Annotated in this window: 22 protein-coding genes; 20 read left to right on the top strand and 2 right to left on the bottom strand. The window is 70.5% G+C overall.

Annotated features, from left to right (window positions below):
• The first annotated feature begins 127 nt into the window (after nucleotides 1–127).
• The 4 genes from ACFT32_RS33885 to ffh all read left to right on the top strand — a co-directional run bounded on the left by ACFT32_RS33885 (nucleotide 128) and on the right by ffh (nucleotide 5,911).
• Nucleotides 128–1,471, top strand: a complete 1,344-nt coding sequence (locus tag ACFT32_RS33885) for an ammonium transporter (protein ID WP_382496915.1) — start codon at nucleotides 128–130, stop codon at nucleotides 1,469–1,471.
• On the top strand, nucleotides 1,468–1,806 hold the full coding sequence (locus ACFT32_RS33880) for a P-II family nitrogen regulator (protein WP_030231663.1): 339 nt from the start codon (nucleotides 1,468–1,470) through the stop codon (nucleotides 1,804–1,806). Before ACFT32_RS33885 ends, ACFT32_RS33880 begins: the two co-directional genes overlap by 4 nt.
• Nucleotides 1,807–1,834: 28 nt before the next feature.
• A complete protein-coding gene (locus ACFT32_RS33875; protein ID WP_382496912.1) occupies nucleotides 1,835–4,282 on the top strand; it encodes a [protein-PII] uridylyltransferase in 2,448 nt (815 codons plus the stop codon).
• Between the two features lie 81 nt (nucleotides 4,283–4,363).
• Complete coding sequence (ffh, locus tag ACFT32_RS33870; protein ID WP_382496911.1) at nucleotides 4,364–5,911, top strand: signal recognition particle protein; 1,548 nt, start codon at nucleotides 4,364–4,366, stop codon at nucleotides 5,909–5,911.
• 82 nt (nucleotides 5,912–5,993) lie between these two features.
• Here ffh and ACFT32_RS33865 read toward each other — a convergent pair whose 3' ends face one another.
• The gene (locus tag ACFT32_RS33865; RefSeq protein ID WP_382496909.1) at nucleotides 5,994–6,596 is read right to left on the bottom strand and encodes a hypothetical protein; all 603 of its coding nucleotides are present in this window, start codon (nucleotides 6,594–6,596) and stop codon (nucleotides 5,994–5,996) included.
• 139 nt (nucleotides 6,597–6,735) lie between these two features.
• Complete coding sequence (locus ACFT32_RS33860; RefSeq protein ID WP_382496908.1) at nucleotides 6,736–7,590, bottom strand: methyltransferase domain-containing protein; 855 nt, start codon at nucleotides 7,588–7,590, stop codon at nucleotides 6,736–6,738.
• A gap of 199 nt (nucleotides 7,591–7,789) precedes the next feature.
• Here ACFT32_RS33860 and proS point away from each other — a divergent pair, with 199 nt between their 5' ends.
• The 16 genes from proS (at nucleotide 7,790) to dprA (ending at nucleotide 20,635) form a co-directional block, all read left to right on the top strand.
• Nucleotides 7,790–9,205: a proline--tRNA ligase gene (gene proS / locus ACFT32_RS33855; protein WP_382496906.1), complete on the top strand. Its 1,416-nt coding sequence runs from the start codon at nucleotides 7,790–7,792 to the stop codon at nucleotides 9,203–9,205.
• Nucleotides 9,206–9,455: 250 nt separating this feature from the next.
• Complete coding sequence (locus tag ACFT32_RS33850) at nucleotides 9,456–10,058, top strand: hypothetical protein (RefSeq protein ID WP_086560051.1); 603 nt, start codon at nucleotides 9,456–9,458, stop codon at nucleotides 10,056–10,058.
• A gap of 283 nt (nucleotides 10,059–10,341) precedes the next feature.
• Nucleotides 10,342–10,761 carry a 30S ribosomal protein S16 gene (gene rpsP, locus ACFT32_RS33845; RefSeq protein ID WP_382496902.1) on the top strand — a complete coding sequence of 140 codons (420 nt, stop codon included), beginning with the start codon at nucleotides 10,342–10,344 and terminating at the stop codon, nucleotides 10,759–10,761.
• Nucleotides 10,762–10,763: 2 nt separating this feature from the next.
• The gene (locus tag ACFT32_RS33840; RefSeq protein ID WP_115744409.1) at nucleotides 10,764–11,003 is read left to right on the top strand and encodes an RNA-binding protein; all 240 of its coding nucleotides are present in this window, start codon (nucleotides 10,764–10,766) and stop codon (nucleotides 11,001–11,003) included.
• 81 nt (nucleotides 11,004–11,084) lie between these two features.
• Entirely contained in the window at nucleotides 11,085–11,627 is a 543-nt protein-coding gene (gene rimM / locus ACFT32_RS33835) for a ribosome maturation factor RimM (protein WP_382496900.1), read from the top strand.
• Nucleotides 11,627–12,460 carry a tRNA (guanosine(37)-N1)-methyltransferase TrmD gene (gene trmD / locus ACFT32_RS33830; protein WP_382496897.1) on the top strand — a complete coding sequence of 278 codons (834 nt, stop codon included), beginning with the start codon at nucleotides 11,627–11,629 and terminating at the stop codon, nucleotides 12,458–12,460. The genes rimM and trmD overlap by 1 nt, the downstream gene beginning before the upstream one ends.
• A gap of 135 nt (nucleotides 12,461–12,595) precedes the next feature.
• Nucleotides 12,596–12,946, top strand: coding sequence for a 50S ribosomal protein L19 (gene rplS / locus ACFT32_RS33825; RefSeq protein WP_030852073.1), 351 nt, complete (start codon nucleotides 12,596–12,598; stop codon nucleotides 12,944–12,946).
• Nucleotides 12,947–12,991: 45 nt separating this feature from the next.
• Nucleotides 12,992–13,720 carry a signal peptidase I gene (gene lepB / locus ACFT32_RS33820; RefSeq protein WP_382496895.1) on the top strand — a complete coding sequence of 243 codons (729 nt, stop codon included), beginning with the start codon at nucleotides 12,992–12,994 and terminating at the stop codon, nucleotides 13,718–13,720.
• The gene (gene lepB, locus ACFT32_RS33815; RefSeq protein WP_382496892.1) at nucleotides 13,713–14,804 is read left to right on the top strand and encodes a signal peptidase I; all 1,092 of its coding nucleotides are present in this window, start codon (nucleotides 13,713–13,715) and stop codon (nucleotides 14,802–14,804) included. The genes lepB (ACFT32_RS33820) and lepB (ACFT32_RS33815) overlap by 8 nt, the downstream gene beginning before the upstream one ends.
• Nucleotides 14,692–15,654, top strand: coding sequence for a signal peptidase I (lepB, locus tag ACFT32_RS33810; protein ID WP_382496890.1), 963 nt, complete (start codon nucleotides 14,692–14,694; stop codon nucleotides 15,652–15,654). The genes lepB (ACFT32_RS33815) and lepB (ACFT32_RS33810) overlap by 113 nt, the downstream gene beginning before the upstream one ends.
• A 51-nt stretch (nucleotides 15,655–15,705) precedes the next feature.
• Entirely contained in the window at nucleotides 15,706–16,485 is a 780-nt protein-coding gene (gene lepB, locus ACFT32_RS33805) for a signal peptidase I (protein ID WP_382496888.1), read from the top strand.
• Nucleotides 16,475–16,999, top strand: coding sequence for an NUDIX hydrolase (locus ACFT32_RS33800; protein ID WP_382496886.1), 525 nt, complete (start codon nucleotides 16,475–16,477; stop codon nucleotides 16,997–16,999). Before lepB (ACFT32_RS33805) ends, ACFT32_RS33800 begins: the two co-directional genes overlap by 11 nt.
• Nucleotides 17,000–17,055: 56 nt before the next feature.
• Entirely contained in the window at nucleotides 17,056–17,364 is a 309-nt protein-coding gene (locus ACFT32_RS33795; protein ID WP_003993268.1) for a DUF2469 domain-containing protein, read from the top strand.
• An 87-nt stretch (nucleotides 17,365–17,451) separates the two neighbouring features.
• Complete coding sequence (locus ACFT32_RS33790) at nucleotides 17,452–17,853, top strand: YraN family protein (RefSeq protein ID WP_382496884.1); 402 nt, start codon at nucleotides 17,452–17,454, stop codon at nucleotides 17,851–17,853.
• The gene (locus ACFT32_RS33785) at nucleotides 17,853–19,478 is read left to right on the top strand and encodes a YifB family Mg chelatase-like AAA ATPase (RefSeq protein WP_382496883.1); all 1,626 of its coding nucleotides are present in this window, start codon (nucleotides 17,853–17,855) and stop codon (nucleotides 19,476–19,478) included. Before ACFT32_RS33790 ends, ACFT32_RS33785 begins: the two co-directional genes overlap by 1 nt.
• Complete coding sequence (gene dprA, locus ACFT32_RS33780; protein WP_382496881.1) at nucleotides 19,475–20,635, top strand: DNA-processing protein DprA; 1,161 nt, start codon at nucleotides 19,475–19,477, stop codon at nucleotides 20,633–20,635. Before ACFT32_RS33785 ends, dprA begins: the two co-directional genes overlap by 4 nt.
• Nucleotides 20,636–20,732: the final 97 nt, after the last annotated feature.

Genomic DNA, 20,732 nt, shown 5'->3' with positions numbered 1-20,732 from the left:
CCGCGAAACAACGAGGGGCTTCCACCGAAACCGCGCTGCGCCAATGTCGTGGCGCATAACCGGCCCACCCCTCGATCCGCTCGAGGCTTCGCCCGCACGGGGCCGTACCAACGACGAGGAGACGCCGATGGCACCAGCCATCACCCTTGCCGCAGAGGCACCCAAGCTGTCTGCCGCCAACACAGGGTTCATGCTCATCTGTTCCGCCCTGGTGATGCTCATGACCCCGGGTCTGGCCTTCTTCTACGGAGGCATGGTCCGCGTCAAGAGCACCCTGAACATGCTGATGATGAGTTTCATCAGCCTCGGGATCGTCACCATCCTGTGGGTGCTGTACGGCTTCTCCATGGCGTTCGGCACCGACTCCGGGAGCCTCATCGGCTGGAACTCGGACTGGGTCGGCCTCACCGGGGTCGACAAGGGCGAGCTGTGGGGCACGTACAACATCCCGCTCCTGGCCTTCATGGTCTTCCAGCTGATGTTCGCGATCATCACGCCCGCCCTGATCAGCGGTGCTCTCGCGGACCGCGTGAAGTTCTCCGCCTGGGCGCTGTTCATCGCGCTGTGGGCCACGATCGTCTACTTCCCCGTCGCCCACTGGGTCTGGGGTGAGGGCGGCTGGGCCTTCGACATGGGCGTGATCGACTTCGCCGGTGGTACGGCGGTCCACATCAACGCGGGTGCCGCGGCGCTCGGCGTGATCCTCGTCATCGGCAAGCGCTCCGGGTTCAAGAGGGACCCGATGCGTCCGCACAGCCTCCCGCTGGTCATGCTCGGCGCCGGTCTGCTGTGGTTCGGCTGGTTCGGCTTCAACGCCGGCTCGTGGCTCGGCAACGACGACGGCGTCGGCTCCCTGATGTTCGTCAACACGCAGGTCGCCACCGCCGCCGCCATGCTGGCCTGGCTCGCCTACGAGAAGATCCGCCACGGCGCGTTCACCACGCTGGGCGCCGCCTCCGGCGCGGTCGCGGGTCTGGTCGCCATCACCCCCGCCGGTGGTGCGGTCACTCCGATGGGCGCGATCGCCGTCGGTGCCATCGCCGGTGTCCTGTGCGCCATGGCGGTGGGCCTGAAGTACAAGTTCGGCTACGACGACTCGCTCGACGTCGTGGGTGTCCACCTCGTCGGTGGTGTGGTCGGCTCCATCCTGATCGGCTTCTTCGCCAGCGGTAAGGGCCAGTCCGACGCCACGGGCGTGCTGTACGGCGACCACAAGTTCGACCAGCTGTGGAAGCAGCTCGCCGGTGTCGGCGGTGTGCTCGCCTACTCCCTGATCGTCTCCGCGATCCTCGCCTTCGTCCTCCACAAGACCATCGGTATGCGGGTCTCCGAGGACGAGGAAGTCGCCGGCATCGACCAGGCCGAGCACGCCGAGACCGCATACGACTTCAGCGGCGCCGGTGGCGGTTCCGCCAAGACGGCCGTCACGGCCCCGGTCGCCGCAGCCGCGAGCAAGAAGGTGGACGCATGAAGCTCATCACCGCCGTCGTGAAGCCGCACCGGCTCGACGAGATCAAGGAAGCCCTGCAGGCCTTCGGAGTACACGGTCTGACGGTCACCGAGGCCAGCGGCTACGGTCGTCAGCGGGGCCACACCGAGGTCTACCGCGGTGCCGAGTACACCGTCGACCTGGTCCCCAAGATCCGCATCGAGGTCCTGGTCGAGGACGACGACGCCGAGCAGCTGATCGATGTCGTGGTCAAGGCCGCCCGCACCGGCAAGATCGGTGACGGCAAGGTCTGGTCCATCCCGGTCGAGACGGCCGTACGGGTCCGGACCGGCGAGCGCGGCCCCGACGCGCTCTGAGGCAGGCGAACAGAACAGGAGTCGCTGGGTGACGGGTACGGACGTGCACAAAGAAGCAGAGGACTCGGGACCCAGCGGCTACGCGGCGGCCCGGCTGCGTCTCCTCACCGAGGAGACGCGGTCCGGGCCGCCGCGCCGTGCGGCCCTGGCCGAACTGACGGACGACTGGCTCACCGGCCTGTTCGCCGCGGGCGCGGAGGGACTGCGCGGGGCCTCCCTGGTCGCCGTCGGCGGCTACGGACGCGGCGAGCTGTCCCCGCGCAGCGACCTCGACCTGCTCCTGCTGCACGACGGCAGCGACACCAAGGCGGTCGCCGCCCTCGCCGACCGGCTCTGGTACCCCGTGTGGGACCTGGGCCTTGACCTCGACCACTCCGTCCGCACGCCCGCCGAGGCACGCAAGACGGCCGGCGAGGACCTCAAGGTGCAGCTCGGCCTCCTGGACGCCCGGCACATCGCCGGCGACCTGGGCCTCACCGCCGGACTGCGCACGGCCGTGCTGGCCGACTGGCGCAACCAGGCGCCGAAACGCCTCCCCGAACTCCAGGAACTGTGCGCCGAGCGCGCCGAGCGCCAAGGCGAGCTGCAGTACCTGCTGGAACCCGATCTGAAGGAGGCCCGGGGCGGGCTGCGCGACGCCACCGCCCTGCGCGCCGTCGCCGCCTCCTGGCTCGCCGACGCCCCGCGCGAGGGCCTCGCCGACGCCCGGCGCCGGCTCCTCGATGTCCGGGACGCCCTGCACCTGGCCACCGGGCGTGCGACCGACCGGCTCGCCCTCCAGGAGCAGGATCAGGTGGCCGCCGAGCTCGGCCTGCTCGACGCCGACACGCTGCTGCGGCAGGTGTACGAGGCGGCACGGCTCGTCTCGTACGCCAGTGATGTCACCTGGCGCGAGGTGGGGCGCGTGCTGCGGTCACGCGCCGTGCGGCCCCGGCTGCGCGCCATGCTGGGCGGTGGGAAGCCCGTGGCGGAGCGGTCTCCGCTGGCCGAGGGGGTGGTGGAGCAGGACGGCGAGGTGGTGCTCGCCCGTGCCGCACGCCCCGAGCGCGACCCGGTGCTGCCGCTGCGCGCCGCTGCGGCCGCCGCGCAGGCCGGACTCCCGCTCTCCCTGCACGCCGTACGGCGCATGGCCGCCGCCGGGCGCCCGGTTCCCACGCCCTGGCCCGCCGAGGCACGCGAACAGCTCGTGACCCTGCTCGGCTCCGGCCGCCCGACCGTCGAGGTCTGGGAGGCGCTGGAGGCCGAGGGGCTGATCACCCGGCTGCTGCCCGACTGGGAGCGGGTGCGCTGTCGCCCGCAGCGCAACGCCGTGCACCTGTGGACCGTCGACCGGCACCTCATCGAGACCGCCGTACAGGCCTCCGAGTTCACCCGCCGGGTCAGCCGCCCCGACCTGCTGCTGGTCGCCGCGCTGCTGCACGACATCGGCAAGGGCTGGCCCGGCGACCACTCGGTGGCCGGCGAGATCATCGCCAAGGACGTGGCCGCCCGCATCGGCTTCGACCGCCACGACGTGACGGTCGTCGCCACCCTCGTACGGCACCATCTGCTCCTGGTCGAGACGGCCACCCGGCGTGACCTGGAGGACCCGGCCACCGTGCGCTCCGTCGCCGAGGCCGTCGGCTCCCAGGGCACCCTGGAACTGCTGCACGCGCTCACCGAGGCCGATGCCCTGGCCACCGGACCGGCCGCCTGGTCGTCCTGGCGCGGCTCGCTCGTCGCCGACCTCGTCAAGCGGGTCTCGGCGGTGCTCGCCGGGGACGCCCCGGACGACCCCGAGGAGGGCGCGCCGACGGCCGAGCAGGAGCGGCTCGCCCTCGAGGCGGCCGCGACCGGCAGTCCGGTCCTCGCCCTGCGGGCACAGACCGAGCCGCCCGCCGGGCAGGAGCCGTCCGGCGACCCCGAGCCGCTGGGTGTGGAACTTCTCATCGCCGTCCCCGACCAGCCGGGCGTTCTGCCCGCCGTGGCCGGTGTCCTCGCCATGCACCGGCTGACCGTGCGCACGGCGGAACTGCGCTCCCTGACCCTCCCGGACGGCGTCGACGGCTCCGTGCTGCTGCTGGACTGGCGGGTCGCCGCCGAGTACGGCTCGCTGCCGCAGGCCGCCCGGCTGCGCGCTGACCTCGTCCGTGCCCTGGACGGCTCCCTGGACATCGCCGGCCGCCTCGCCGAACGGGACGCGGCCTATCCGCGCCGCCGGGGCGTGATCGCCCCGCCGCCCCGGGTCTCCGTCCACCCGGCCGCCTCCCGGCTGGCCACGGTGATCGAGGTACGCTCCCAGGACGCCCCGGGCCTGCTGTTCCGCATCGGCCGCGCCCTGGAGGACGCGAGCGTACGGGTGCGCAGCGCGCATGTCTCGACGCTCGGCGCCAACGCCGTGGACGCCTTCTACGTGACCGGCCCGGAGGGCGCGCCCCTGCCCGGGGACGAGGCGGTGTCGGTGGCTCGGAAGCTGGAGGAGACTCTGCGTGGGTGAGGCCGACCCGGCGACTTGTCACGCCGGGATACCCTGGAGGGCGATTCCCTGTAGCCACCAACCCTGAGGACCGCGAGCGCCGTGTTCGATACTCTTTCCGATCGCCTCTCAGCGACCTTCAAGAACCTGCGCGGCAAGGGGCGTCTCAGCGAAGCGGACATCGACGCCACGGCCCGGGACATCCGGATCGCGCTCCTCGAGGCGGACGTGGCGCTGCCGGTCGTCCGGACGTTCATCAAGAACGTCAAGGAGCGCGCCCTCGGTGCCGAGGTCAGCAAGGCGCTGAACCCCGCCCAGCAGGTCCTCAAGATCGTCAACGAGGAACTCGTCACCATCCTCGGAGGCGAGACCCGGCGCCTGCGCTTCGCCAAGCAGCCGCCCACCGTGATCATGCTGGCGGGTCTGCAGGGTGCCGGTAAGACCACCCTCGCGGGCAAGCTCGGCCGCTGGCTGAAGGAGCAGGGCCACTCGCCGCTGCTGGTCGCCTGTGACCTCCAGCGCCCGAACGCCGTGAACCAGCTCAGCGTCGTCGCCGAGCGCGCGGGCGTCGGCATCTACGCGCCGGAGCCGGGCAACGGCGTCGGCGACCCGGTCAAGGTCGCCAAGGACTCCGTCGAGCACGCCAAGTCCAAGGTCCACGACATCGTGATCGTGGACACCGCCGGCCGCCTCGGCATCGACCAGGAGATGATGCAGCAGGCCGCTGACATCAGGGACGCGGTCAGCCCCGACGAGATCCTGTTCGTCGTCGACGCGATGATCGGCCAGGACGCGGTCAACACCGCCGAGGCCTTCCGCGACGGCGTCGGCTTCGACGGTGTGGTCCTCTCCAAGCTCGACGGTGACGCCCGTGGTGGTGCGGCCCTGTCGATCCGGCAGATCACCGGCAAGCCGATCATGTTCGCGTCGAACGGCGAGAAGCTCGACGACTTCGACGCCTTCCACCCTGACCGGATGGCCTCCCGCATCCTCGACATGGGTGACCTGCTCACCCTGATCGAGCAGGCGGAGAAGACGTTCAGCCAGGAAGAGGCCGAGAAAATGGCCTCCAAGCTGGCGTCCAAGAAGGGCCAGGACTTCACCCTGGACGACTTCCTGGCCCAGATGGAGCAGGTCAGGAAGATGGGCTCCATCTCCAAGCTGCTCGGCATGCTCCCGGGCATGGGCCAGATGAAGGACCAGATCCAGAACCTGGACGAGCGGGACGTCGACCGTACGGCCGCCATCATCAAGTCGATGACCCCGGCCGAGCGCCAGGAGCCGACGATCATCAACGGCTCGCGCCGTGCCCGTATCGCGCGTGGTTCCGGTGTCGACGTCAGCGCGGTGAAGAACCTGGTCGAGCGGTTCTTCGAGGCCCGCAAGATGATGTCCCGCATGGCCCAGGGCGGCGGCATGCCCGGGATGCCCGGCATGCCGGGCATGGGCGGCGGCCCCGGCCGGACGAAGAAGAAGCAGAAGCAGGCCAAGGGCAAGCAGCGCTCCGGCAACCCGATGAAGCGCAAGCAGCAGGAGCAGGAGGAGGCCGCCCGCCGGGCCGCCGCCGAGGGCGGCAGCGCCTTCGGACTGCCGCAGCAGGGCGCCAAGGACTTCGAACTCCCCGACGAGTTCAAGAAGTTCATGGGCTGACGACCCCATTTCGCACGACACCGAGGGCGCCCCCTTTCTTTCCGAAGGGGGCGCCCTCAGTGCTCTGTCAGCGGGCCGCGGGTCAGGCGCTGGGGAACTTCCAGACGTAGGGCTCGCCGTCCTCCTCGGACCAGTTGACCTCGATGCTCTTGGCATCGGCCGGGATCACGTAGGTCTCGCAGAAGACGTGGCTCTCGCCCTGCTTCCAGCTGTCGACGTCGTACGGGTCCTCGCAGCCGGCGGCGTCCTCGGAGGCGCCGATGAGGACGGTGCCGCGCTGCCCGTCGGCGGAGACCGTGGTGCTGTCGTGCACGTCGGAACCGTCGGTGAGGGCGGGGCCGCTCTTGTGCGTGTACTTCAGGTACGCGGTGGCCAGCACCTTGCCCTTGACCTTGTCCGGCTCCGAGACGGCCTTGGCGGCCTCGGCCTCGGTGCCCACGTCAACCTTCTGCGCCAGGATCTCGTAGGTGACCTTGCCCGGGTCCTCCTCGACCGTGCCCGTGGCGCTCTCGCCGCTCTCCATCTCGCCGCCGGACGTCGGCTCCGGCGAAGGGTAGACCTTGGCCTTCTCGGTGGCCGGGCTCTTCGCGTCGGCGTTGTCGTCGCCGCCACCGCAGGCGGTGAGCGTCAGAGCGAGGACGGCGACGGGCGCGACGAGACGCAGCGCGGTCTTGTGGTGCGGCAAAGCAGCTCCTGTATGCAGATGTGTAGATCCCCCGAGTGGTGGATCAGATTAAGCGGTCATGATCCACTTGATGGCGGCAGAAGCACCGCACCATGCTTTCTTCACGCCATTCACACCTGCACCGGACAAAGTCCGATCTTTATGGGACCCGAGCGATCAGATACCGGAAAACATTGGGCATCCACACGGTCCCGTCCTGTCGCTGGTGGGGATGCAGTGCCTCGGTCAGCTCCTTGTCGACCTGCACCTGGTCGGTCGCGGTCATCGCCGCGTCGAACAGCCCTGTCGACTTGAGCCCGCGTACCGCGCTGTCCACGTCCGCGTAGCCGAAGGGGCACGCCACCCGCCCGGACCCGTCCGGTTTGAGCCCTGCCCGCTGGGCGACGTCCTCCAGGTCGTCGCGGAGGGCGGGACGCCAGCTGCCGGTGTTGCGCAGCGGCTCCGCCAGCTTCGTGGCCACCCGCAGCACGGACGTCGTGGCGCACCGCTCCGGCGGGCCCCAGCCGGCCAGCACCACGGCCGCACCGCGCTCGGCGAGCGGCGTCGCATCGGCGAGCAGCCCGCTCATCCCCTCCGAGTCGCCCGCCAGGCACCCGATCGGTTCGAAAGCGGTCACCAGGGTGTACGCGGGAGCACCCGGCACCGCCGCGTCCCGGGGCGAGCCCTCGACCAGCCGGGCCTCCGCACGCGCGCGCGTGCCCCACGTCTCGGGCCGCAGCCGCTCCCGCGCGAAGGTCATTCTTTCGGGGGAGGAGTCGACACCGGTGACCGCCGCTCCCCGGGCGGCGGCCATCAGCAGGGCGAGCCCGGAACCGCAGCCGAGGCCGAGCAGCCGCGTGGCGGGACCCACGTCCAGTCGCTCGTGTACGGCCTCGTAGAGCGGAACGAGCATCCGCTCCTGGATCTCGGACCAGTCACGCGCGCGTGCACGCAGGTCCACGCGGGGTACGGCCCCCGCGTGAGGCAGGTGCTGCCGCACGAGCGTAGGTGTCATAAGTAAGCGCCCCAATCCGCCGAGAGTTGCCTCTTGCCCGATTCCATGGCCCCCGTGACAGTGCGCTCGCACTACCCCCGTATGCCAGGAAACTCCCCCCTCGACCTGTCGTCCAGTGGAATGCGCCCGGGCATGTGAGTTGTCATGTGCCTATGGCGAGATTTCACATTCCGGCAACTTGGGCCCGTACGATCTCGCCATGGCCAAGGCACCCGTTCTCACCTCCCAGGCGGACGATTTCCCGCGCTGGTACCAGGACTTGATCACCAAGGCGGAACTCGCCGACAACGGTCCGGTGCGCGGCACCATGGTCATCCGACCGTACGGGTACGGGTTGTGGGAGCGGATGCAGTCCGAGATGGACGCCCGCATCAAGGAGACGGGCACCCAGAACGCGTACTTCCCGCTGCTGATCCCCGAGTCGTACCTGACCAGGGAGGCGGACCACGTCGAGGGCTTCGCGCCCGAACTGGCCGTGGTCACCCACGGCGGCGGCAAGGAACTCGAAGAGCCCGCCGTGGTCCGGCCCACCTCCGAGATGATCATCAACGCCTCCTTCTCGAAGTGGGTGCAGAGCTACCGCGACCTGCCGCTGCTCATCAACCAGTGGGCGAACGTCGTGCGCTGGGAGCTCAGGCCCCGCCTGTTCCTGCGCACGTCCGAGTTCCTCTGGCAGGAGGGCCACACCGCGCACGCCACGTACGAGGAGGCGCGCGATTTCGCCGCCCACATTCACCGGCGGGTCTACGAGGACTTCATGGTGAACGTGCTCGCGATGGACGTCGTCCCGGGCCGCAAGACCGTCAAGGAGCGGTTCGCCGGCGCCGTCAACACCCTCACGCTCGAAGGCATGATGGGCGACGGCAAGGCCCTCCAGATGGCCACGAGCCATGAACTGGGCCAGAACTTCGCGAAGGCCTTCAACACCCGGTACCTGTCCAAGGACGGCCGGCAGGAGCTGGTCTGGCAGACCTCCTGGGGTTCCACCACCCGCATGATCGGTGCCCTGGTGATGATGCACGGCGACGACAACGGCCTGCGCGTCCCGCCGCGGCTCGCGCAGATCCAGGCCGTGGTGCTCGCGATCAAGGGCGACGACGCGGTTCTGGCCAAGGTCCGCGAGCTCGGTGACCGGCTGAAGGCGGCGGGTGTCCGCGTCCAGGTCGACGACCGCACCGACACCCCCTTCGGCCGCCGCGCCGTCGACTGGGAGCTCAAGGGCGTCCCGGTGCGCATCGAGGTCGGCCCGCGTGACCTGGAGAACGGCACGGCGATGCTGGCGCGCCGCATCCCGGGAGGCAAGGAGCCGGTCTCCCTGGACTCCCTGGTGTCGCTGCTGCCCAAGATCCTGGAGGAGGACCAGGCCCTGCTGCTGAAGCAGTCCCGCGAGCGCCGCGAGTCCCGTACGACCGAGGTCTCCACGTTCGAGGAGGCCGTAGAGGCGGCGACCGCCGGCGGCTGGGCGCGCATCCCCTGGGCCGTACTCGGCGAGGAGGGCGAGTCCAAGCTCGCCGATCACGCGGCGACCGTACGGTGTCTGGTCACCGAGGACGGGGCGGTGCCGGACGCCGACGACGCACCCGGTAACGTCGCCGTCGTCGCACGCGCTTACTGAGCGGGACGCAAGGCGGCCGAAACGCCTCTTGCGTACGCGCGAACCCCTGCCTCCCCGGCGCGTGGACCTGATCTACGCGCCGGTGCGTACGCGGAACTACGCACCACCTTGTGGTGAGCTGCGAGGCTTCTCCACAGATCAGCGCACGCGCCCTCGTCAGGACGCATCAGAGGCAACTGACGGGTACGTGCAAATTATTTGGGATGGCCCGGAATCGGAACACTGTGGCACCCCGGCTCGTTGTCATTACGTGAGCACGACACAGACACCACCTGTTCTCGCCGCAGAGCTGGCACAGGCGTGGGCCGATATTCAGCGGTACCACCCCGAGTTGCCCGACCTTGCCGCGCCAGAGTCCCTGATCGGGGAGTCGTCGTCCGCGTGCGGTCACGAGCTCTCCTTCGAGCGACTGCTCCATGAGGCAGTCCATGGCATCGCCGCCTCGCGCGGCGTCCGCGACACCTCCCGTGCCGGCCGCTACCACAACCGCAGATTCCTCGCGATCGCCGAGGAGCTGGGCCTGGACCACCCCGAGGAACCGCATCCCAGCAGCGGTTTCTCCCTGGTCACGCTCACCCCCGAGGCGAAGCGCCGCTACCGCCCGACGATGGAACGCCTCCAGCGCGCCCTGAAGGCCCACACGGCCGCGACCTCCTCCGACACCTCCCGCACCTTCCGGGGCCCGGCCGCACGCCATGGCTCCTCCGGCGGCGGCGTACGCGTCAAGGCGGTCTGCGACTGCGGTCGCAACGTACGCGTGGTGCCGTCCGTACTCGCCCAGGCGCCGATCGTCTGCGGCGGCTGCGGCAAGCCGTTCCGTATCCCGGACGTCGTGGGAGCGGTGGCGGGCTGACGTCGGCACCGGCATCTCGTGGCTGCCGGTCCAGACGCGCTGCCGGGGTGTGCACCCGACGTACCTCACCTCCGCGCCGGGTGCCGGCCCGGCATGCCCGGGCAGCGGCGCACCCCCGGCAAAGCCGCCCGGCGGGGTGTGGCACAATGGCTAGCTGTACTCGACAGTCGCACAGGACCCCTCTCTCCTCCGGCTGACGCGTCCATCGGGCACTCGGGTACCGCAACCCCACGCGGCCTTCTCGCCGTGCCCAACCACGTCAAATCCAGGAGAATCCACTCCCGTGGCAGTCAAGATCAAGCTGAAGCGTCTGGGCAAGATCCGTTCGCCTCACTACCGCATCGTCGTCGCCGACTCCCGTACCCGCCGTGACGGCCGGGCCATCGAGGAGATCGGCAAGTACCACCCGACGTACAACCCGTCGGTGATCGAGGTCGACGCCGAGCGTGTGGCGTACTGGCTGGGTGTCGGCGCGCAGCCGACCGAGCCCGTGCTCGCCATCCTCAAGAAGACCGGCGACTGGCAGAAGTACAAGGGCGAGCCCGCCCCGGCTCCGCTGCTGCAGGCCGCCGAGAAGTCGGCCCGCCCGTCGTTCGAGGCCCTCGGTGGCGACGACGAGGGCAAGGGTGAGGCGATCACCCAGAAGAAGAAGGCTGAGAAGAAGGACGAGGCGGCCGCCGAGTCCGCGTCGACCGAGGCCTGAGCATGCTCGAGGAGGCTCTCGAGCACCTCGTGAAGGGCATCGTCGACAACCCTGACGATGTGCAGGTCGCCTCGCGCAACCTGCGCCGCGGGCAAGTGCTCGAGGTCCGGGTGCACCCGGACGACCTCGGCAAGGTGATCGGCCGCAACGGCCGCACCGCACGCGCCCTGCGTACCGTCGTGGGCGCCATCGGCGGTCGCGGTGTCCGCGTCGACCTCGTCGACGTGGACCACGTCCGCTGACGCTTATCGCAACCGGCTCGGGCCGGGGAGGGCCTGAGGGCCGTCCCCGGCCCGCAGTCGTATGACAGGAGAGTTGGACACGTGCAGCTGGTAGTCGCACGGATCGGCCGTGCCCATGGCATCAAGGGCGAGGTCACCGTCGAGGTCCGTACCGACGAGCCGGAGCTCAGGCTCGCGCCCGGCGCCGTACTCGCCACCGATCCCGCCACCACGGGACCGCTCACCATCGAGACGGGCCGCGTCCACAGCGGCCGCCTCCTCCTGCGCTTCGAGGGCGTCAGCGACCGCACCGGCGCCGAGGCCCTGCGCAACACCCTCCTGATCGCCGAGATCGACCCGGAGGAACTGCCCGAGGGCGAGGACGAGTACTACGACCACCAGCTCATCGACCTCGACGTGGTCACCGCGGACGGTACGGAGGTCGGCCGGATCACGGAGATCTCGCACCTGCCCTCCCAGGACCTGTTCATCGTGGAGCGCCCCGACGGCAGCGAGGTGCTGATCCCCTTCGTCGAGGAGATCGTCGCCGAGATCGACCTCGAGGAGCAGAAGGCCGTCATCACCCCGCCGCCGGGCCTGATCGACGACCGCGCCGAGATCGCGTCCAGCCGGGACGAGTCGTAATGCGCCTCGACGTCGTCACGATCTTCCCCGAGTACCTGGAACCGCTGAACGTCTCCCTCGTCGGCAAGGCACGCGCGCGTGGCCGGCTCGACGTCCATGTGCACGACCTGCGTTCCTGGACCTACGACCGTCACAACACCGTCGACGACACGCCCTACGGCGGCGGCCCGGGCATGGTGATGAAGACCGACCCCTGGGGGGACGCGCTCGACACCGTGCTGGCCGACGGCTACGAGACCGGCTCCCGCGAGCCCGCCCTCATCGTGCCCACGCCCAGCGGGCGCCCCTTCACCCAGGAACTCGCCGTCCAGCTCTCCGAGCGCCCCTGGCTGATCTTCACGCCGGCCCGCTACGAGGGCATCGACCGGCGGGTCGTCGACGAGTACGCGACCCGGATGCCGGTGTACGAGGTGTCAATCGGCGACTACGTCCTCGCCGGTGGCGAGGCGGCCGTCCTGGTCGTCACGGAGGCCGTGGCGCGGCTGCTGCCGGGCGTCCTGGGCAACGCCGAGTCCCACCGGGACGACTCCTTCGCACCCGGTGCCATGGCGAACCTGCTGGAGGGGCCCGTCTACACCAAGCCGCCCGAGTGGCGCGGCCGGGACATCCCCGAGGTGCTGCTCAGCGGTCACCACGGCAAGATCGCGCGCTGGCGCCGGGACGAGGCGCTGAAGCGTACGACCGCCCACCGGCCCGACCTCATCGAGCGGTGCGATCCCAAGGCCTTCGACAAGAAGGACCGCGAGATGCTGTCCATCCTGGGCTGGTCACCGGACCCCGCGGGGGAGCCGTACGGCCGATTTTGGCGCAGGACCGAGGGCATGGAACAATAGGTCGCTGTTGTGCGTCCGTCCGGCGTGCGCCCCTGCCACAGGGGGAGATGACGCCCGTTCCGACGCGTACAGCCCTGATCCGAAACACCTAGATTCCGTTGATGACCTGTGGCATCAGCGAGGAAAGCAGACGAAATGTCTCACCTGCTCGACACCGTCGACTCCGCGTCGCTGCGCAGCGATGTCCCCGCCTTCCGCCCGGGTGACACCGTCAACGTTCACGTCCGCGTCATCGAGGGCAACCGCTCCCGTGTGCAGCAGTTCAAGGGCGTTGTGATCCGCCGCCAGGGTTCCGGCGTGCGCGAGACCTTCACGGTCCGCAAGGTCTCCTTCTCCGTCGGCGTCGAGCGCACCTTCCCGGTGCACACCCCGATCGTCGAGAAGATCGAGCTCGTCACCAAGGGTGACGTCCGCCGCGCCAAGCTGTACTACCTGCGCGAGCTGCGCGGCAAGGCCGCGAAGATCAAGGAGAAGCGCGAGAACTGAGCGCTCTCCGGGGTTCACGTCGGGGCCGGATAACATCTGGCTCCGATGGACACCGAAGCACAGCAGACGGAGCGCGACCGCTCCTCCCGCCCTTCCGACTCCGAGGAGACCTCGGATCCAGGAGGGCCGGAGGAACGGTCGCGTTTCGCGTTGGTGTCGCGTGTCAGTGCATGGGTTCCGGGCGGCCGGATCACTCTGACCTTGTTGGCCTGCCTGATTTTCTCGCTGCTGCTCAGTACGTTCGTGCTGCGGCCGTTCCAGATCCCCAGCGGATCCATGGAGCGGGGATTGAGGATCGGGGACCGGGTTCTCGTAAATAAGTTGGCGTACCGTTTCGGTGCCCAGCCGCAGCGGGGAGACATCGTCGTGTTCGACGGGACGGGGTACTTCGGGCACGCGGACTACATCAAGCGCGTTGTCGGTGTGGGGGCGGACCGCGTGGTCTGCTGCGACAAGAAGGGGAGGATCCAGGTGAACGGCCGGCCGGTCGACGAGTCGGGCTTCCTGTACCCCGGGGACAGCCCCTCCGCGGTTCCCTTCGACGTCGTGGTGCCCGACGGCGCCCTGTTCGTGCTCGGCGACCACCGCGGCGACTCCAGCGACTCCCGCGACCACCTCGGCTCCCCGGGCGGCGGCATGGTCCCGGTCGGCGAAGTGATCGGCCGCGCCGACTGGATCGTCTGGCCCTTCGGCCACGCCACCCGGCTGCAGCGCCCGGACGCCTACGCGCGCGTGCCCGCTCCCGCCGCCGGTAGGGCGGGCGCCCATGGGTAACCGCGGCAAGCCGCGCGGTGTCGCCACGAGCGCCGCGGAAAACCTGCTGCCCACCGGCGCCCGGCGCGCCGCCAGCCCGTCCGGCGGACGTACCCGCGCCGAGCGGCGCAAGCTCCAGCGCAAGGTCAAGCGGCGCCGCAGGCGCGGTGCCGTCAAGGAGATACCGCTCCTCGTCGGCGTCGCCGTCCTCATAGCCCTCGTGCTGAAGACGTTCCTCGTCCAGGCCTTCGTCATCCCGTCGGGCTCCATGGAGCAGACGATCCAGATCGGCGACCGCGTCCTGGTCGACAAGCTCACCCCGTGGTTCGGCTCCGAGCCGCAGCGCGGGGACGTCGTCGTCTTCAAGGACCCCGGCGGCTGGCTCCAGGACGACCAGACCGCCACGCCGAAGGAAGACCCCGTCGTCATCAAGCAGGTCAAGGAAGGGCTCACCTTCATCGGCCTGCTGCCGTCCGAGGACGAGAAGGACCTCATCAAGCGGGTCGTCGGTGTCGGCGGCGACAAGGTCAAGTGCTGCGACACCCAAGGGCGCGTGACCGTCAACGGCATCCCGCTGAACGAGGACTACCTGTACCCCGGCAACGCCCCGTCCGACACGCCGTTCGAGATCACGGTCCCCCAGGGGCGGTACTGGGTGATGGGCGACCACCGGAACAACTCCGCGGACTCCCGCGCCCACCAGGACACCGACTACGGGGGCACGGTCTCGGAGGACGAGGTCGTGGGCCGCGCCATGGTCATCGCCTGGCCCTTCGGTCACTGGAACATGCTGGAGGAACCGAATACCTACGCCTCCGTGTCCGACTCGGCCACCGGGTCGACCGCTGCCGCCCCGCTGTCGCATAGGGTTGCCTCCGACGATTCGAACGGAACGATCCAGCTCCCGACCCCTGCGGAACTCCCGCTCGTTATGGGAGTGGTGGGCCTGCGCCGTGTATGGGGCAGGCGGCGGCACAGAGTGAGGAGTTGGCGTGGGGGATGTGGCGGTCGGCGCACGGTCCGGACACGACGGCGAGGAGCATCGCGGACGCCCCGCGGAATCCGCCGTCCCGGCCGCGGACAGCGCCGTGACCTCCGGGAATGACTCCGGGGCAGCCGAGGACGACAGGGTGACAGGCACGCACAGCACAACGGATGGCCAAGGGCCGGGCGGTACGAACCGGACGCCGAAGAAGGCACGCTCCTTCTGGAAGGAGCTGCCCATCCTGATCGGCATCGCGCTGGTGCTGGCGCTGCTGATCAAGACCTTCCTGGTGCAGGCGTTCTCCATCCCGTCCGACTCGATGCAGAACACGCTCCAGCAGGGCGACCGCGTCCTGGTCGACAAGCTCACCCCCTGGTTCGGCTCCGAGCCCGAGCGCGGCGAGGTCGTCGTCTTCCACGACCCCGACAACTGGCTGGCGGGCGAGCCGACCACGGATCCGAACGCCCTGCAGACGTTCCTCAGCTGGATCGGCCTCATGCCGTCCGCGGAGGAGAAGGACCTCATCAAGCGGGTCGTCGGCGTCGGCGGCGACACGATCGAGTGCAAGGGCACGGGCCCGCTGACGGTCAACGGCAAGGCACTGGACGAGCGGTCCTACGTCTACCCGGGCAACACGCCGTGCAGCGTCGACGACCAGGGCGGCCAGTTCAAGGTGAAGGTCCCCGAGGGCTCCATCTGGGTCATGGGCGACCACCGGCAGAACTCCCGGGACTCCCGCTACAACCAGGCGGACCGGCACAAGGGCATGGTCCCGGTGAAGGAGGTCGTCGGACGGGCCGTCGTCATCGCCTGGCCGATCAACCGCTGGGACAACCTGCCGGTGCCGGACACCTTCGACCAGTCCGGTCTGAACGCCCAGCCGGCCGCGGCCGGCTGGACCGTGGCGCCGCAAGGGCTGGCGCTCGCCGGTGCGGTGCCCGTGGTGCTGTGGTGGCGCCGGAAGCGATGATTCCGACGGCGGGCTGACCCCGGCTGGTACCCCCGGGTAGGGTGCGGACCCATGGGTGGCGAGAGCATGACGCACACGGCCCCGCGTAGCGGTGGCACAGGTACGGGCCCGGTGGGCAGCCGGACCGGACAGCGGTTGTCCGGGCTGGCCGTCGCGCTGGGCCTCGTGCTTTTCCTCGGGGGGTTCGCCTGGGGAGCGGTGGTCTACCGGCCGTACACCGTGCCGACCAGTTCGATGACGCCGACGATCGACGCGGGCGACCGGATCCTCGCGCAGCGTGTCGACGGCGATCAGGTGCGCCGCGGCGATGTCGTCGTCTTCAAGGACGCGACCTGGGCCAACGCGCCGATGGTCAAGCGCGTGGTCGCCATCGGCGGCGACACGGTCTCCTGCTGTCAGGACGGCAGGCTCGAGGTCAACGGCAAGGAGATCGACGAGCCCTACCTGCCCAAGGGCTCGCCGGCCGAGATCAGCAACTTCCCGACCGTGACCGTCCCCAAGGGGCGGCTGTTCCTGCTCGGCGACGAGCGCGGCAGCTCCGTGGACTCCACCGCCCATCTGACCGACGCCGCCAGTGGCACGGTGGCGCGCTCCGCCGTCGACGCCCGCGTCGACTCCGTCGTGTACCCCATGAAGGGCATGCTGGAGCGCCCGACCGGCTTCGAGGCGCTCGGCGGCCTCTCCTCGCCCGGACCGCTGCGGACCCTAACCGCCGCGGTGATCGCCGGCGCCGTGCTCGTCCTGGGCGGGGGCGCCTACGGCCCGATCGCCAAGCGCGCGGGAGCTGCCCGTACCCGGCGGGGCAGTGCGGAGCCCGCGGGTGTCCGCTGAGGCCGTGGGGGCGGGCCAGGACTCCTACGAGGGCGGGCTGCGCAAGGTCGCCCGGGTGGTGCTGCTCGACCCGCAGGACCGCATCCTGCTGCTGCACGGGCACGAGCCGGACGATCCGGCCGACGACTGGTGGTTCACCCCCGGCGGCGGAGTGGAGGGCGACGAGACCCGTGAACAGGCCGCCCTGCGGGAACTCGCCGAGGAGACGGGCATCACCGAGGTCGAGCTCGGCCCGGTGCTGTGGCGGCGGAAGTGCTCGTTCCCGTTCGCGGGCCGCCGCTGGGACCAGGACGAGTGGTACTACCTGGCTCGTACGGACCGTACGGAGATCGCCGCCGCCGGACTGACCGAGCTGGAGCGGCGCAGTGTCGCCGGAGCGCGCTGGTGGACGTGTCCGGAACTGACCCGGGCACATGAGACGGTGTATCCGACCAGACTCGCCGGGCTGCTGCGTACGCTGCTCGACGAAGGTCCCCCGGCCAGGCCCGTGATCCTTGACCCGGAAATCGTCTAGAGGCTCACAGGACTGGCGCACAATGGTGGGATCGCACGGCTGAAGGGGAACATGCCATGAGCGCCGAGGACCTCGAGAAGTACGAGACCGAGATGGAGCTGAAGCTCTACCGGGAGTACCGCGATGTCGTCGGTCTGTTCAAATACGTGATCGAGACCGAGCGGCGTTTCTACCTGACCAACGACTACGAGATGCAGGTGCACTCGGTCCAGGGTGAGGTGTTCTTCGAGGTGTCCATGGCGGATGCCTGGGTGTGGGACATGTACCGGCCGGCGCGGTTCGTGAAGCAGGTTCGGGTTCTCACGTTCAAGGACGTGAACATCGAGGAGCTGAACAAGAGCGACCTCGAGCTGCCGAGTGGGTGACGTTCGGTGACGTTCACCCAGGTGGGTGAGGAAGTTTTCCACAACCGCTGAGCCGTCCACCAAGATCCACTTCGTGGAGGCGGGTGCGTGATCGTTGGCGCCGGAGGTGGTGCCGACATGAACGCACATCGAGCGCGCAGCGCCATGGGCAAGTACGGCGAGAGCCTGGCCGCGCGGCGGCTGGCCGAGGCCGGTCTGACGGTCGTGGAGCGCAACTGGCGCTCCGGCCGGACGGGTGAGATCGACATCGTGGCCAGGGACGGTGACGTCCTGGTCGTCTGCGAGGTGAAGACCCGCAGGGAGGGTCCCTTCGAGCATCCGATGGCGGCCGTGACCCCGCAGAAGGCGGAGCGGCTGCGGGATCTCGCCGAGCGGTGGATCCAGAGCCACGGGGGCGCACCGCCGGGCGGGGTCCGCATCGACGTGGTCGGCGTGCTGCTGCCGTACCGCGGCGCGGCCGTGGTCGAGCATGTGCGGGGGGTGGCCTGATGGGATTCGCCCGTACGTGTTCGGTGGCGCTGGTGGGCGTCGAGGGTGTGGTCGTCGAGGTCCAGGCCGATCTCGAACCGGGTGTCGCGGCGTTCACGCTGGTGGGGCTGCCGGACAAGAGCCTGACGGAGAGCAAGGACCGGGTGCGTGCCGCGGTCGTCAACTCGGGCGTGGCCTGGCCGCAGAAGAAACTCACGGTGGGCCTGAGCCCGGCCTCCGTCCCGAAGTCCGGCAGCGGCTTCGACCTGGCCGTCGCCGCGGCGGTCCTCGGCGCGGCGGAGCGCATCGACCCCCGGGTCCTCGCCGACATCGTGATGATCGGGGAACTGGGGCTTGACGGGCGGGTCCGGCCGGTCCGCGGGGTGCTGCCGGCGGTGCTGGCGGCGGCGGACGCGGGGTATGAGCAGGTGGTGGTGCCGGAGTGCGCCGCCGCCGAGGCGTCCCTGGTGCCCGGGCTGTCGGTGCTGGGCGTCCGGAGCCTGCGGCAGCTGATCGCCATCCTGGCCGACGAACCCGTGCCCGACGAGGAGCCGGACGAACAGGGACGCCCGGACCCGCTCCTCGCCGGCCTGCGTGTGCCCGGTACGGGCGCGGCCACGGGCATGCACAGCGTCGGAGCGGCCCAGCACGACCACGGCCACGACCTCGCGGACGTCGTCGGGCAGACCTCGGCGCGCACGGCGGTGGAGGTGGCCGCGGCGGGCGGGCACCACCTGTTCCTCGAAGGGCCTCCCGGCGCGGGCAAGACGATGCTCGCGGAGCGGCTGCCGACCATCCTGCCCCTGCTCGGCCGACAGGAGTCGCTGGAGGTCACAGCGGTGCACTCGGTGGCGGGCCTGCTGCCCCCGGGCAAGCCGTTGATCGACGTCGCCCCCTACTGCGCCCCGCATCACTCGGCCACGATGCAGGCACTCGTCGGCGGTGGCCCGGGCATCGCGCGGCCCGGCGCGGTGTCGATGTCCCATCGGGGGGTCCTCTTCCTGGACGAGACCCCCGAGTTCAACAGCCAGGCCCTGGACGCCCTGCGCCAGCCGCTGGAGGCGGGGCATGTCGTGATCGCGCGCAGCGCGGGAGTCGTGCGGTTCCCGGCGAAGTTCCTCATGGTGCTCGCGGCCAACCCCTGCCCGTGCGGCCGGTTCTCGCAGCGTGACGACCTGTGCGAATGCCCGCCCTCGGCGATCCGCCGCTACCAGGCGAGGCTCTCCGGACCGCTGCTCGACCGGGTCGACCTGCGCGTCGAGGTGGACCGCGTCACCCGCACCGAGCTGACCGCCATCGGCGCGCGGGGCGAGTCCACGGCGACGGTTGCCGACCGGGTACGGGCGGCCCGGGAACGGGCCACGGAGCGCCTCGCCGGTACCCCCTGGCGCACCAACAGCGAGGTACCCGGCCGCGAGCTGCGCAGCCGCTGGTACGCGGTGCCAGGCGCGATGGACGAGGCCGAGCGGAACCTGGAGCGGGGTGTCCTGACCGCCCGCGGACTGGACCGCGTCCTGCGGGTGGCCTGGACCGTCGCCGATCTCGTCGGCCACGACCGGCCCGACGCGACGGACGTCGCCCTCGCGCTCCAGCTGCGCACCGGTGTGCCGCGTGGCGTCCCGATGGCCATCGGAGCGCTGACGTGAGCGTCGTCGGCGAACCGGACGACGAACTGCTCGCCCGGGTGTTCCTCACCCGGGTCCTCGAGCCCGGGGACGAGGTCGGTGGGCGGTGGGTGCGGGAGTTCGGGGTCGGGGAGGTGGTTCGGAGGCTGGCGGAGGGCGGGCAGATCCTGCCCGGGGTCAGCGGCAAGCGGTGGCAGGGGCTGCTGGCCAGAGCCGACACGGCACGGCCCCGTGAGGACCTCGCCGTCGCCCGGAAGTCCGGGGTGCGGTTCGTGTGCCCCGGGCACCCGGAGTGGCCGGGACAGCTCGACGATCTCGGGGATGCCCGGCCCCTCGGGCTGTGGGTGCGGGGGCGGGCCGGTCTGCGGATGTGGGCGCTGAAGTCCGTGGCCGTCGTCGGCGCCCGGGCCTGCACCGAGTACGGGGCGCACATGGCGGCCACCCTCGCCGCCGGCCTCGCCGAGCAGGGCTGGGTCGTGGTGTCCGGCGGCGCCTACGGAGTCGACGGCGCTGCCCACCGCGGCGCCCTCGGCGCGGGCGGCGCCACCGTCGCCGTCCTCGCCTGCGGCGTCGACCGCCCCTATCCGCGCGGACACACCCAGCTCATCGGCCGAATCGCCGAACAGGGCCTGGTCATCGGCGAGTTGCCGCCCGGCGATCACCCGACACCGAGCCGCTTCATCCTGCGCAACCGGGTGATCGCGGCGCTGACCCGCGGCACCGTGGTCGTGGAAGCCGCCCACCGCAGCGGCTCCCTGGTCACGGCACGGGCGGCACAGCGCCTCGGCCGTCACACGATGGGAGTACCGGGCCCGGCCACCAGCGGACTCTCCGCCGGAGTGCACGAACTGCTGCGCGGCGAGGCGGCCCTGGTCACCGACGCCGCGGACGTCGTCGAGCTGGTCGGCGACATCGGACAACTGGCTCCGGACCGGCGCGGCCCCGTCCTGCCCCGGGATCTGCTCGAACCCGCCGCCCGGCAGGTGCTCGACGGCCTGCCGGGGGGCCGGGCGGCCCGGCCGGAAGAGATCGCGCGCCGCGCGCAGACCACACAGGAGGACGCGATCGCGAGACTGTACGAACTGCGGGCACTCGGTTACGTCGAACGACACGGCGATGGCTGGAAGTTGACACGCCAGGCGGTGATGTCGGTCCGCGGCGGTCCCGGACCATGCTGACCGCACGTGTTCGGCCGTCCGGGGGAACCTCGACACCCCTTGGAAATGCGCCCAGTTGGGCGCCTCCGGTGATCACGCTGAGCGACCGCGGTGCTCC

The organism is Streptomyces sp. NPDC057002 (assembly GCF_042673825.1).
GTDB lineage: Bacteria > Actinomycetota > Actinomycetes > Streptomycetales > Streptomycetaceae > Streptomyces.
The sequence above is the reverse complement of the archived record's forward strand: the minus strand, read 5'-3'. Positions and strand labels throughout refer to the sequence as shown.